The organism is Acidovorax sp. MR-S7 (assembly GCF_000400995.2).
GTDB lineage: Bacteria > Pseudomonadota > Gammaproteobacteria > Burkholderiales > Burkholderiaceae_C > MR-S7.
On record NZ_DF238933.1, the window covers coordinates 13,326 to 26,068 of the forward strand.

Sequence of the window (12,743 nt, forward strand, 5' to 3'; positions counted from 1 at the left end):
GGCCTCACAGGCGCATCGGCGGGCGACGCATGTTGCCCTGCTGCGGCGCTCCGCCGGCGGCGGCTTCGCCCAGCACGACCTTGTCGCCCTCGGCCAGGCCCTCGGTCACCTCGGCGCTCACGTTGTTGTTGATGCCCACGCGGATCTGGCGCTGCTGGGGCTGGCCGTCCTCGCCCAGCACGCGCACGGCGTAGCGGCCGTCCTTGCCGCGGCGGCCGAGCGCCGACGAGGGGGTGACGATCGCGTCCTTGGCCTGCGCGCGCACGATGGTCACCTGCGCCGTCATCGAGATGCGCAGCTTGTTGTCCGGGTTGGGCACGTCGAACAGGCCGTTGTAGTAGATGGCCGTGGTGGTGCTGGTGCTCGTGCTGGAGGACGATGCGCCCGTGCTCTCGGTGAGGATGGCGTCGGTCGCGGGCTCGATGGTGCGCAGCTTGGCGTGGTAGCGCTCGTCGGGCTGGCCCAGGATCGTGAAGTACACGGGCAGGCCGGGCTGCACCTTCACCACGTCGGCCTCGGAGATCTGGGTCTTCACCGTCACCGTGTCGAGCTGCGCCACCTTGATGATGGTGGGGGTGGTCTGGTTGGCGTTCACCGTCTGGCCCTGCTGCACCACCAATGCCACGACGATGCCGTCGATGGGCGAGACGATCTTCGTGTAGCCCAGGTTCACCTTGGCCGTGTCGGCCGTGATCTCGGCCTGCTTGATCTGGGCGCGCAGCGCGGCGATGTTGGCGCGCGTGGTGGCGAGCTTGGCCTCGGCGGCCTCGAAGTCGGCGCGCGAGCCCGCCTCGTTGTCGAACAGGTGTTTCTGGCGCTTGTAGGCCAGCTCGGCCTCGATCAGCGAGGCCTGCTGCGCGGCGAGCTGGGCGCGCACGTTCTCCAGCGCGGCCTCGGCGTTGCGCACGGTGTTCTGCTGCGTGGTCGAGTCGATCTCGGCCACGGGCTCGCCCTTCTTCACGCGCTGGCCCAGCTCCACGAACAGGGTCTTGACCTGGCCCGACACCTGCGCGCCCACGCTCACCTGCTTGAAGGCCTGCACGGTGCCCGTGGCCAGCACCGAATCCTCCAGGTCGCCGCGCGTGGCGGTGGCGGTCACGAAGCGCGGGGCGGGCGGGGCGCTGAAGAACAGCAGCTTGGCGCCCACGGCCAGGGCCGCGAGCACGATCAGGGCGAGGACGATGCGCCAGGGGGTGAAGAGCTTGCGGGAGATCGGCATGGCCGCGAGTGTGCCAAGGCCGCCCGGGGCCGCTTGTGGCGCTTGCGTAAAGTTGGGTAAACCGGCGTGCTAAGCTGGCCCGATTTCCGACGGAGAACCTGCCCCATGCCCGGACTCTTGCCCGATGTCGACCCCGATGGCCTGCTCGAATTCTCGGTGGTCTACACCGACCGTGCGCTCAACCACATGTCCAAGCGCTTCACGGGCGTGATGCAGGACATCCTGGCCACGCTCAAGGAGGTCTACCACGCGCACACGGCCGTGCTCGTGCCCGGCAGCGGCACCTTCGGCATGGAGGCCGTGGCGCGCCAGTTCGCCAACCGGCAGAAGGTGCTCATCGTGCGCAACGGCTGGTTCAGCTACCGCTGGAGCCAGATCTTCGACGCCGATGCGGGCCTGGGCGGCGGCGCCGTGGTGTGCAAGGCGCGCAGGCAGGGCGACGGCCCGCAGGCACCCTGGGCGCCGTGCCCGGCTGACGAGGTGGCCGCAGCCATCCGCGCCGAGGCGCCGAAGGTGGTCTTCGCGCCGCACGTGGAGACGGCCAGCGGCATCCTGCTGACCGACGACTACATCCGCACCGTAAGCGCCGCCGCGCACGAGGTGGGCGCGCTCTTCGTGCTCGACTGCGTGGCCTCGGGCGCCATGTGGGTGGACATGGAGAAGACCGGCGTGGACGTGCTGATCTCGGCGCCGCAGAAGGGCTGGAGCAGCTCGCCCTGCTGTGCCATGGTGATGCTCAGCGAGCGCGCGCGCCAGGCCATCGACGGCACGCAAAGCTCCAGCTTCTCGTGCGACCTCAAGAAATGGATGCAGATCGCGGAAGGCTACGAGAAGGGCCAGCACGCCTACCACACCACCATGCCCACCGACGCGCTGGTGCGCCTGCGCGACGTGATGCTGGAGACGCGCGCCTACGGCTTCGCCAAGGTGCGCGAGGAGCAGATCGCCCTGGGCGCCAAGGTGCGTGCGCTGCTCGAGTCGCGCGGCTTCCCCAGCGTGGCGGCCGAGGGCTGGAAGGCGCCCGGCGTGGTCGTGAGCTATACCACCGACCCTGGCATCCAGAGCGGCAAGAAGTTCCTGGAGGTGGGCCTGCAGACCGCCTCGGGCGTGCCGCTGCAGTGCGACGAAGGGCCGGACTTCCAGACCTTCCGCATCGGCCTCTTCGGCCTGGAGAAGTGGCACAACGTGGACCGCACCGTGGGCCAGCTCGCCGCCGCGCTCGACAAGGTGGCGCCGCGCGGCTGACGCTCATGGGGTCGCGCCCTCCTGCCGGATCAGGTCCAGCCCCTGCCGGTAGGTGGTCACCTCGAAGCCGGGAAACCGGCGCTTGAACTTCGCGGAGTCGAAGAGGTTGTCCTGCCCGTAGCGGGGCAGCAGTTCCCGGATCTCGCGCACCTGCTTCGAGAACAGCCCGGCGGCGGCCAGGGTCCACTTGCCGATGACCGTATAGGGCGCCTCCCGGCCGAACACCTCGCAGGCCATGGCGACGAACTCGCGGTACGTCGGCCGATCGTCGCAGCAGGGCAGGTGCCAGGTCTGCCCGAACGCATCGGGCGCATTGCCCAGGGCCGCCAGCGCGCGGCTCGCATCGGGCGTCCAGATGAGCGTGCGCCGCGTGTCGTCGCGCACGGGCACGCGGGGCTTCTCGCCGGCCTGGAGCTGCTCGATGACCAGTGCATTGGTGAAGCTCTGCGTCTTGCCGGGGCCGTAGAACTCGGGGGCCCGGCCGATAAGCACGGGAATCTCCCCGCGCGCCATCTCCTCGAGCACCATGGTGGCCATCGCCGCGCGCACCTTGCCCTTGCGTCCCACGGGCGCGAAGGGCGTCGCCTCTGTCTGCAGCCGGCTGTCCTGCGGGTACATGTAGGTGTTGTCGAAGTAGGCGAAGCGGGCGCCCGCCGCGCGGCAGGCGTCCAGGGCGTTCTTCAGCATCGTGGGGAACTGCGCTTCCCACAGCGCGGTGTCCGGCGGCAGGCCGGCCGTGAAGTAGACGACGCTGCTGCCTTGCACCGCCTCCAGGGTCTGCCGCGCATCCAGCAGGTTGGCGGATACCAGGTGGTCGTCGCCGTTCACCGGGCGGGGATTGCGGCTGACGAGCCGCAGGCGGTCCGTGTGACGGCGCCGCAGCGCGCGCGCCAGTTCCGTGGCGATCTGGCCGTTGGCCCCCAATACCGTCTGTACTCCGTTCGCGTCCATAGTGTGGCGTTGTGTGGCTGACGGCGGGCAGATTAACCTTGAAGCCCACTGCAATGCCAAACCCGGCGCCCGCCGTTCAGCGGGCTTCGCGTGCGGCGGCTTCGGCCTGCTCGGCCTCGTGCGCTCGGGCAATGGCCAGGATCACGTCGCGCGCCAGGCGGCGCTTGGGCACGGGCAGACGCAGGTAGATGTCGAACAGCTCCCGATCCTGGTAGCCCACGCCCGTGTGCCATTGGGGCTGGCGTTCGCGCACGGCATGCTTGTCCGTGCTGCCGTAGACCAGCGCCTGCACGGGCACGCCCAGCCAGTCGGCCAGCGTCGCGAGCTTGCGATGGTCGGGCAGGGTCTCGCCCAGCAGCCAGCGGCGTACGCCGTGCAAGGTCATGGGCTTGCCCCAGTGGCGGGTGTTGAACTCGCGCTCCAGCACGGCAGGCTTGGGCTCGTAGCCCGCTGCCACCATCGCCGCACGTAACCTCTGCGCAAACTGTGTCTTTGCATCCTGCATGCAGTCACACTAGGAAGGCCGCCACGTGTAGGCGTTATTCAATGGGATAGTTACGTAAAATGATTGCGCTTCGGTTACAACAAAGAGAGGCAGCATGGCCGGCCCTCGTTGCCGGCAGTTGCAGGAGTTTTCATGAGCCTTCCTTCCCAGCCCAAGAATCCACCCCTTCCTCCGCCGTGTGCGATCGCGGACACCCAGCGGCCCGCAGCCCTGCCGCAGGTGCCGCCGTTGACGCGCGCCCAACTCGACGCCATGCAGGCCAACGTGCGGCGCCTGCGCGAGTTGCGCGACTCGCCCCGGCCCGCCGGCGACGCGAAGCCGCCGGGCTGAACACGGGCTTTCTTCCGACGCGGCGCCGCCATGGGGCGTGATAGCGTGGGGCCTCCGAAGTACCCGCCTTGCCAATGATCCCTTCCCTTGGCTCGACCGAGAGCGCCACCCTCGCCCGCCAGGCGGACCTGGCCCGGGCCCGGCGGCTGGCCCTGGGCCTGCTGCTGCTGTTCGCCGCCCTCTTCATCGCCAGCACCATTGCGCCGCGCAGCCTGTGGTCCGACGCCATCAAGGCCGTGGCCGAGGCCGCGATGGTCGGCGCGCTGGCCGACTGGTTCGCCGTGTCGGCGCTGTTCCGGCGCGTGCCGCTGCCGCTGGTGCAGCGGCACACGGACATCATCGCGCGCAACAAGGACCGCATCGGCGGCAACCTCGCGGCCTTCGTGCGCGACGAGTTCCTGGATGCGCCCGCGCTCGTCTCCATGATTCGCCGCCACAACCCGGCCGGCATGCTGGCGCAGTGGCTCAGCGCGCCGGCCAACGCCGGCCTGCTGGGGCGGCAGGTGGCGCGCCTGGGACTGATGGCGCTGGAGACGGCGGAGGACGCCAAGATCCAGGCTTTCCTCGCGCAGTCGGCGCGCGCGCTGGTGGCGCGGCTGGACCTGTCGCGCTCCATGTCCGCGGCGATCTCGGCGCTCACCCATGAAGGGCGCCACCAGGCGCTGCTGGACGACGTGCTGGCGCGCGTGGGCGGCATGGTGCGCACGCCGCAGGCGCGCGCCTTCGTCGCCGACACGCTGGTGCAGTGGATCCGGCGCGAGCATCCGCTCAAGCAGAAGGTGCTGCCCACCGACTGGCTCTCGGGCAAGGGCGCGGCGGCCATCACCCATGCGGTGGACACGCTGCTCAAGGCCGTGGCCGAGGACCCGCAGCACGAGCTGCGCGAGGCGCTGGACGGCGCGCTGCAGCGCCTGGCGGCCCGTCTGCAGGACGACCCCGAATGGACGCGGCGCGGCGAGGAGCTGCGCGACTACCTGCAGAACGACGAAGTGCTGGGCCGCTACGTGAGCGGCCTCTGGGCGGACCTGCGCGGCAAGCTGCGCGCCGACCTGGACAACCCCGACTCCGTGGTCGCGCGCCGCGCGGCGGAGCTGGGCCAGTGGCTGGGCATGTCGCTCGCGGGCGATGCGGCGCTGCGCATCCGCCTGAACGTGCAGCTGGAGCTGTGGGTGGCCACGCTGGCGCCCGACGTGGCGCAGTCCGTGGCCACGCACATCAGCGACACGGTGCGCCGCTGGGACGCGCGCGAGCTCTCGCGCCTGGTGGAGCTGCACATCGGCCGCGACCTGCAGTACATCCGCATCAACGGCACGCTGGTGGGCGGGCTGATCGGGCTGGTGCTGTTCTCGGTGTCGCACGCGGGCGCGCTGTGGAACGCGCTGCGCACTATGAATTGAATAGCTGCCAGCGCTTAATGGATAAGCGCTAGAGGCCGATTGGGCTTTAGAAGCGTGGCAGGTCCGGGTGGCTGATCTGCCCGCCGCGCACCAGCATCTTTCCGTATTCGGCGCAGCGGTTGAGCGTGGGAATCACCTTGCCGGGGTTGAGCAGACCGGCCGGGTCGAACGCGTGCTTCAGGGCGATCATCTGCGCGTTCTCCTCGGTGGTGAACTGGGTGCACATGCTGTTGAGCTTCTCCACGCCCACGCCGTGCTCGCCCGTCACCGTGCCGCCCATCCGCACGCTGGTCTCCAGGATGTCGGCGCCGAAGAGTTCGCAGCGGTGCAACTCGTCGGGGTCGTTGGCATCGAACAGGATCAGCGGGTGCAGGTTGCCGTCGCCCGCGTGGAACACGTTGCAGCAGCGCAGGCGGTACTTCTTCTCCATCTCCTGGATGGCGAGCAGGATGTCGGCCAGGCGCTTGCGCGGGATGGTGGAGTCCATGCACATGTAGTCGGGGCTGATGCGGCCGCTGGCGGGGAAGGCGTTCTTGCGGCCGCTCCAGAAGCGCATGCGCTCCTCCTCGCTCTCGCTCACGCTGATGGCGGTGGCGCCCGCGCCGCGCAGCACCTCGCTCATGCGGGCGATTTCCTCCTCCACCTCCTCGGGCGTGCCGTCGGATTCGCACAGCAGGATGGCCTCGGCCGTCAGGTCGTAGCCGGCCTTCACGAAGTCCTCGACGGCGGCGGTCATGGGCTTGTCCATCATCTCCAGCCCGGCGGGGATGATGCCGGCGGCGATCACGGCGGCCACCGCGTCGCCGGCTTTGCGCACGTCGTCGAAGCTGGCCATGATGCAGCGCGCGAGCTGCGGCTTGGGCACCAGCTTGACGGTGACTTCCAGCGCCACGGCCAGCATGCCCTCGCTGCCGATCACGGCGGCCAGCAGGTCGTAGCCGGGCGCGTCCAGCGCCTCGCTGCCGAAGGTGACGGGCTCGCCCTCCATGGTGAAGCCGCGCACGCGCAGCACGTTGTGCACCGTCAGGCCGTATTTCAGGCAGTGCACGCCGCCGGAGTTCTCGGCCACGTTGCCGCCGATGGTGCAGGCGATCTGGCTGCTGGGGTCGGGCGCGTAGTAGAGGCCGTGGGGCGCGGCCGCCTCGCTGATGGCGAGGTTGCGCACGCCGCACTGCACGCGCGCGGTGCGGCTCACGGGGTCGACCGAGAGGATGCGATTGAATTTGGCCAGCGACAGCGTCACGCCCATCGCATGCGGCATGGCCCCGCCCGACAGGCCCGTGCCCGCGCCGCGCGCGACCACGGGCACCTGCAGGCGGTGGCAGGCCTTGAGCACGGCCTGTACCTCCTCCTCGGTCTCCGGCAGGCAGACGACCAGCGGGCGCTGGCGGTAGGCGGTGAGGCCGTCGCACTCGTAGGGCGTGGTGTCCTCGCTCTGCCAGAGCAGCGCGTGCTGCGGCACGCAGGCCGAGAGGGCCTGCACGACTTCGGACTGGCGCTGGGCGCGCTCGGTGGGTGTGGGGCTGGACATCCCGCCACTGTAGGCGATGGCGGGCGCGGGGGCTTTGAGTTTTCTTGCAGGCGGCCGTGAAGCAGGTTGTGCGAATGCTTCACTATTGATAGCTGCTTGCGCTTTCCAGATAAGCGCTGGATGCCGATTCGGCTTGTATTCTCAGGCCATGGAGCGGCGCAGCCACTCGGCGAACGCGGCGCACTCCCAGCGGTCCATGGTGCCGGTGCGCCAGCACAGGTAGTGCGCGTGCGGGCTGGGCGCCTCGGTGTCGAACAGGCGCACCAGCGTGCCCTGGTCCAGCCAGGGCGCTCCGAGCTTGAGGCGCACCAGCGCCACGCCCATGCCGGCGGCGGCCGCGTCGCACATCAGGCCGATGTCGTTGAACTGCGAGCCCTCGGCGGGCGCGGGCCAGTCCAGGCCGCAGGCGTCGAACCAGCTGCGCCAGGGCTCCAGCGGGCTGCGCAGCAGGGGCACGTCCTGCAGGTCCTCCGGGCGCTCGAAGGGGCCGTGCTCGCGCACGAAGCCGGGCGAGGCCAGGGGCGTGACCACGTCGCGCGCGATCTCCACGTGCTCCATGTCGGCGTAGTGGCCAGGGCCGAAGCGCACCACGAGGTCGGCGTCCTCGGCCACCACGTCCAGCAGCGGGATGGAGACCTGCAGGGCCAGGTCGATCTCGGGGTAGGCTTCGGTGAACTGGCGCAGCCGCGGGATGAGGATGGCGCGCGCGAACGTGGGGGTGACGGCGATCTTCAGCCGCCGCTTGCCCGGCGCGCCGGCCGCGCCGGGGAAGCGCTGCAGCGCGGTGAGGCCCTCGCGCACGTGGGCCAGGTAGGCGCTGCCGTCGGTGGTGAGGGAGAAGTCCGCGCGGCCGAACAGGCGCGTGCCCAGGATCTGCTCGAGCTGCTTGACGCGGTGGCTCACGGCGCTGGGCGTGACGCACAGCTCGTCGGCCGTCTGCGTCACGCTGCGCAGGCGCGCCAGCGCCTCGAAGGTCAGCAGGCACTGGATGGGCGGGATGCGCCGCAGTCCAGCCATGTCCAGTGCGGGCGGGGCCATGGTGCGCTCAGCGGAAGACGACGGTCTTGTGGCCGTTGAGCAGCACGCGGTGCTCGCTGTGCCATTTCACGGCGCGGGCCAGCACCAGGCTTTCGGTGTCGCGGCCGCGGGCGGTGAGGTCTTCGACGGTGTCGGTATGGTCCGCCCTTGTAACATCTTGTTCGATAATCGGACCTTCGTCGAGGTCGGCCGTGACGTAGTGCGCGGTGGCGCCGATCAGCTTCACGCCGCGGTCGTGGGCCTGGTAGTAGGGCTTGGCGCCCTTGAAGCTGGGCAGGAAGCTGTGGTGGATGTTGATCGCGCGGCCGGCCAGCTTGGTGCACAGGTCGTTCGACAGCACCTGCATGTAGCGCGCCAGCACCACCAGCTCCGCCCCCTCGCTTTGGATGATCTCGTATTGCCGGGCCTCGGCCTGGGCCTTGGTGGCGGCCGTGACGGGGATGTGGTGGAACGGAATGTTGTAGCTGGCCGCGAGCTGGTAGAAATCGCGGTGGTTGCTGACGATGGCGCGGATGTCGATGGGCAGCAGGCCGCTTTTCCAGCGGAACAGCAGGTCGTTGAGGCAGTGGCCCTCGCGGCTGACCATCAGCACGGTCTTCATGGCCTCGCTGGCCGCGTGCAGGCTGCAGCGCATGGCGTGCGTCTCGGCGAAGGCGGCCAAGGCGCCCTTGAGGGCCTCGCCGTCGGCACCGGAGGCGCCGGCCAGCGCGAACTGCACGCGCATGAAGAACAGGCCCGTGCCGTGGTCGTTGTACTGGGCGGCTTCCTCGATGTTGCCGCCATGCTCCAGCAGAAAGCCCGTGACGGCGTGCACCAGCCCGAGCCGGTCGGGGCAGGACAGAGTCAGGATGTAAGAATGGGTCATATGCCGCGATTGTCGCAGCCCGGGGTGAGGTATTGATGGAGGAAACAAGCACAGGCAAGGCATCGAGGATCACGCCCGGCTGGGGCATGGTCCTCTACCTGGCCCTGGGCGTGGCCTGGGTGTTCGTGGGCGACGCGCTGCTCGCCGCCTTCGCCGACGACCCGCGCAGCCTCACGCGCTACCAGACCTGGAAAGGCTGGGCCTACGTGCTGTTCACCGGCCTGCTGGCCTGGTGGCTGCTGCGGCGCATGCACAGCGCCGACCGCCGGCGCGGGGCGCTGGAGCGCGACGTGGGGCGCATTGGGCGCTATGCGTCCGCCGGCGTCGCACGCGTGGCCCTGGACGGGCGCGTGCTCTGGGCCGACGAGCGCCTGTGCGGCTGGCTGGGCATGTCGCGGCAGGAGGCGGGCCGGCATGTGTTCTCCGCGCTGGTGCCGCCCTCCGACATGGGCTGGGCCATGGCCCAGCTGGAGCGACTGCGCAGCGGCCAGATCGACCACTACCAGGACAAGCGCCTGTGCCGCCCGGCGGACGGCCGCCCCGCCGTGCCCGTGCTGTGCACCGTGAGCCATGTGCCCGCCGCGGACGGCGAACCCGAGCAGTTGGTGTGCGTGCTGCAGGACATCGGCGAGGCCGAGGCCGCCCGCGCGGCGCTGGAGCGCAGCGAGACGCGCCTGCGCCTGGCGCTGGACGGTAGCGGCAGCGGCATGTGGGACTGGGACATGGCGCAGTCCCAGGCCACGTATTCGCAAGGGGTGGTGCGCATGCTGCGCTACGACGGCGAGCGGCTGGGCGCCAGCGTCAACCTGCTGGAGCGCCTGCACCCCGAGGATACGGTGCGTGTGCGCCAGTCGGTCCTGCGGACGCTCTGTGCGGACCGTCCGTTCCAGGAAACGGCGCGCCTGCAGTGCTTCGACGGCACCTACCGCTGGTTTCATGCGCGGGGCATGCGCCACATGGGCGCCGACGGGCGGCCCGAGCGCTTCTCGGGCATCCTGACCGACCTCACGGCCGAGCGCCAGGCGCAGCAGCGCCAGCGGCTGGCGGCCACCGTGGTGGACAACACCATCGAGGGCGTGGTGGTCACCGATGCGCACAGCCGCATCCTCTCGGTCAACGCGGCGTTCACGCGCCTCATGGGCTACACCGAGGCCGAGCTGCTGGGCAAGACGCCGCGCGTCTTCAAGTCCGGGCGCCACGACCGCGCGTTCTACGAGGCCCTGTGGGAAAGCCTGCGCGGCACCGGCCACTGGCGCGGCGAGATCTGGAACCGGCGCAAGAACGGCGAGATCTTCCCCGAGCGCATGTCGCTGTCGGCCGTGCACGACGCGGTGGGCCAGGTCACGCACTACGTGTGCATGTTCAGCGACATCTCCGAGGAGAAGGCGCAGCGCGAGCGGCTGGAGTTCCTCGCCCACTGCGACCCGCTCACGGGCATCGCCAACCGCGCCCACTTCGGCGAGCTGCTGGCCGAGGCCGTGCGGGAGGCCGGCGACCGCGGCGAGCGCCTGGCCGTGCTGCAGCTCAACCTGGACCGCTTCAAGGACGTGAACGGCAGCTACGGCCACGCCGTGGGCGACGAGGTGCTCAAGCACATCGCGCGGCAGATGCAGGAGGCCCTGCGCCCCGGCGACCTGCTGGGGCGCATGGCGGGCGACGAGCTGGCCGTGCTCGCGCGCGCGCTGCAGCGGCCCGAGGACGCGGGCGCCTACGCGCGCGAACTCATCGCCGCCGTGGCGCGGCCCTGGCGCTCGCCCGAGGGGCTGGCCGTGGTGGCCAGCGCCAGCGTGGGCATCTGCCTGTTCCCCGACCACATGCGCACCGCGCAGACGCTGCAGCAAGGCGCGCACGCGGCCGTCTACGGCGCCAAGGCCCTGGGGCGCGGCGCATGGTGCTTCTTCGACGAGGGCATGACCCAGGCCGCCCACGAGCGGCTGGCGATGGAGGCGCGGCTGCGCATGGCGCTGCGCGAGCCGGGGCAGCTGCAGGTGTACTACCAGCCGCAGGTGGACATCGCCAGCGGCCGCATCGTCGGTGCGGAGGCGCTGGTGCGCTGGTTCGAGCCCGGCAGCGGCCGGGCCGTCTCGCCGGCGCAGTTCATCCCCGTGGCGGAAAGCTCGGGCCTCATCGGCCCGCTGGGCGAATGGGTGCTGGCCCAGGTCTGCCTGCAGGGCCGGCAGTGGCGCGCCGAAGGGCTGCCGCCGCTGACGCTGGCGGTGAACATCTCGCAGCACCAGTTCCACCTGACGGACCTGAGCGGCAGCGTGGCCGCCGCACTGGAAGTCTCCGGCTACCCGCCGCAGGCGCTGGAGCTGGAGATCACCGAATCGGCGCTGGCCGCCCGCCCGGAGGAGGCGCGGCAGGTGCTGCAGCGCCTGCGCGCGCAGGGCCTGCGCATCGCGGTGGACGACTTCGGCACTGGTTACTCGTCGCTGGCGCACCTCAAGCGCTTTCCCATCGACGTGCTCAAGATCGACCAGGGCTTCATCCGCGACATCCCGCGCAGCGCTGACGACATGGCCATCAGCGCGGCCATCATCGCCATGGGCCGCAGCCTGGGGCTGTCGGTGCTGGCCGAAGGGGTGGAGACGGCCGAGCAGCTTGCCTTCCTGCGCGAGCGGGGGTGCGACGCGTTCCAGGGCTACCTGTGCAGCCGTCCCCTGCCGCCGCAGGAATTCGCGGCGCTGCTGCGGGCGCGCTAGCTACCGAGCGCCGGGCCAGCGCGCGCGCAGCTCGACACAGTGGTCGCGCGGCGGCAGCGCCGGCGTGAGGTGGATGTGGTCTGCTTCCAATTCGATAGCTGGCTGCGCTTTCCCCGCCTGCGCTATCGCCACTTTTTGCTTCATATCCGGCGGCAGCCAGGTCGGCACGCCCAGGCTGCGCTGCACGTGGCCGAGGCCCGCCACCAGCACCACCGTGTGCCCCGGCTGGCGCGCCTCGCGCAGGGCCTGGGCCATGCTGGCGTCGCGCGCCAACTGGATGCGGGCCATGGGCGCCAGCCGGTCCTCGGGCAGCAGTCCGCAGTGGCCCTCGGCGATGGCCGTGCGCTGGCGCTGCCATGCGGGCGGGGGCAAGTGCGTGTCGTAGCGCGTGTCCTGCATGGCCTCGCGCATGCGCGCACGCGGCAGGTTGCCGCCGCGCACCGGCACGCCGGCGGCGACGGCGGCCATCACCACGGGGCCGTACTGCGCCCAGGGCCAGGCCGCATCGTTCCAGTGCAGTGCGGCGCGCACCTCGGATTCGGCGGCGCCGGCCGGCAGGCCGTCGGTGCGGGTGCCCAGCTCCGCCATCTCCAGCACCAGCGCGGCCAGGCGGCCTTGTCCGGCCAGCCGGCGCACGGTGTCTTCCTGCCAGCGCTGGTGCTCGGACGCATCGTGCTGCTCGCCCAGCAGCAGCACGTCGGGCTGCGGCCAGCGGGCAAGCTGCGCCGGCCAATCCTGCGGCGCGGGCGGGGCGCTGGCGCAGCCCAGCAGGAGCAGCGCCGCGAGGCAGGCGGCAAGCCGCAGCGCCCGGGGAAGGGGAGACAGGAGCATGCCCGCATGGTAGGGCACGGGCCGTGCGCGGTGGCTTGCGCAGGGTCATGGCCAGGGTGCAACCGGATGTAAATGCGGGCTTTCGCGGGCTGGGCCGCGCGCGGCCGGAAGGGGCTGCTACAACAAATG

General features: G+C 70.7%; 11 protein-coding genes. 4 read left to right on the top strand and 7 right to left on the bottom strand.

Annotation, left to right across the window (positions count from 1 at the left end; genetic code table 11):
• Positions 1-4 precede the first annotated feature (4 nt).
• Complete coding sequence (locus AVS7_RS13310; protein ID WP_020228900.1) at positions 5-1,219, bottom strand: efflux RND transporter periplasmic adaptor subunit; 1,215 nt, start codon at positions 1,217-1,219, stop codon at positions 5-7.
• Between the two features lie 105 nt (positions 1,220-1,324).
• Between AVS7_RS13310 and AVS7_RS13315 the strand changes: the two genes are divergently transcribed.
• Entirely contained in the window at positions 1,325-2,464 is a 1,140-nt protein-coding gene (locus AVS7_RS13315; protein ID WP_024001549.1) for an aminotransferase class V-fold PLP-dependent enzyme, read from the top strand.
• A gap of 3 nt (positions 2,465-2,467) precedes the next feature.
• On the opposite strand, the gene AVS7_RS13320 is transcribed toward AVS7_RS13315, so the two are convergent.
• Positions 2,468-3,415: an NAD-dependent epimerase/dehydratase family protein gene (locus AVS7_RS13320; RefSeq protein ID WP_024001550.1), complete on the bottom strand. Its 948-nt coding sequence runs from the start codon at positions 3,413-3,415 to the stop codon at positions 2,468-2,470.
• Positions 3,416-3,491: 76 nt separating this feature from the next.
• Positions 3,492-3,920 (bottom strand): hypothetical protein, encoded by a 429-nt coding sequence (locus tag AVS7_RS13325; RefSeq protein ID WP_034690921.1) that lies wholly within the window; start codon positions 3,918-3,920, stop codon positions 3,492-3,494.
• A 132-nt stretch (positions 3,921-4,052) separates the two neighbouring features.
• Between AVS7_RS13325 and AVS7_RS24460 the strand changes: the two genes are divergently transcribed.
• Entirely contained in the window at positions 4,053-4,250 is a 198-nt protein-coding gene (locus tag AVS7_RS24460) for a hypothetical protein (protein WP_024001551.1), read from the top strand.
• Positions 4,251-4,324: 74 nt separating this feature from the next.
• Positions 4,325-5,647, top strand: a complete 1,323-nt coding sequence (locus AVS7_RS13330; RefSeq protein ID WP_020228905.1) for a DUF445 domain-containing protein — start codon at positions 4,325-4,327, stop codon at positions 5,645-5,647.
• 46 nt (positions 5,648-5,693) lie between these two features.
• Here the strand turns inward: AVS7_RS13330 and AVS7_RS13335 are convergent, their stop codons facing one another.
• The 3 genes from AVS7_RS13335 to purU all read right to left on the bottom strand — a co-directional run bounded on the left by AVS7_RS13335 (position 5,694) and on the right by purU (position 9,081).
• Positions 5,694-7,178 carry an FAD-linked oxidase C-terminal domain-containing protein gene (locus AVS7_RS13335; protein WP_020228906.1) on the bottom strand — a complete coding sequence of 495 codons (1,485 nt, stop codon included), beginning with the start codon at positions 7,176-7,178 and terminating at the stop codon, positions 5,694-5,696.
• 141 nt (positions 7,179-7,319) lie between these two features.
• Positions 7,320-8,216 (bottom strand): LysR substrate-binding domain-containing protein, encoded by an 897-nt coding sequence (locus AVS7_RS13340; protein ID WP_020228907.1) that lies wholly within the window; start codon positions 8,214-8,216, stop codon positions 7,320-7,322.
• A 7-nt stretch (positions 8,217-8,223) separates the two neighbouring features.
• Positions 8,224-9,081 carry a formyltetrahydrofolate deformylase gene (gene purU / locus AVS7_RS13345; RefSeq protein WP_020228908.1) on the bottom strand — a complete coding sequence of 286 codons (858 nt, stop codon included), beginning with the start codon at positions 9,079-9,081 and terminating at the stop codon, positions 8,224-8,226.
• A 35-nt stretch (positions 9,082-9,116) separates the two neighbouring features.
• Here purU and AVS7_RS13350 point away from each other — a divergent pair, with 35 nt between their 5' ends.
• Positions 9,117-11,783 carry an EAL domain-containing protein gene (locus tag AVS7_RS13350; RefSeq protein ID WP_024001552.1) on the top strand — a complete coding sequence of 889 codons (2,667 nt, stop codon included), beginning with the start codon at positions 9,117-9,119 and terminating at the stop codon, positions 11,781-11,783.
• On the opposite strand, the gene AVS7_RS13355 is transcribed toward AVS7_RS13350, so the two are convergent.
• Positions 11,784-12,614, bottom strand: coding sequence for a ChaN family lipoprotein (locus AVS7_RS13355; protein WP_049696922.1), 831 nt, complete (start codon positions 12,612-12,614; stop codon positions 11,784-11,786). It abuts the gene before it with no gap.
• Positions 12,615-12,743: the final 129 nt, after the last annotated feature.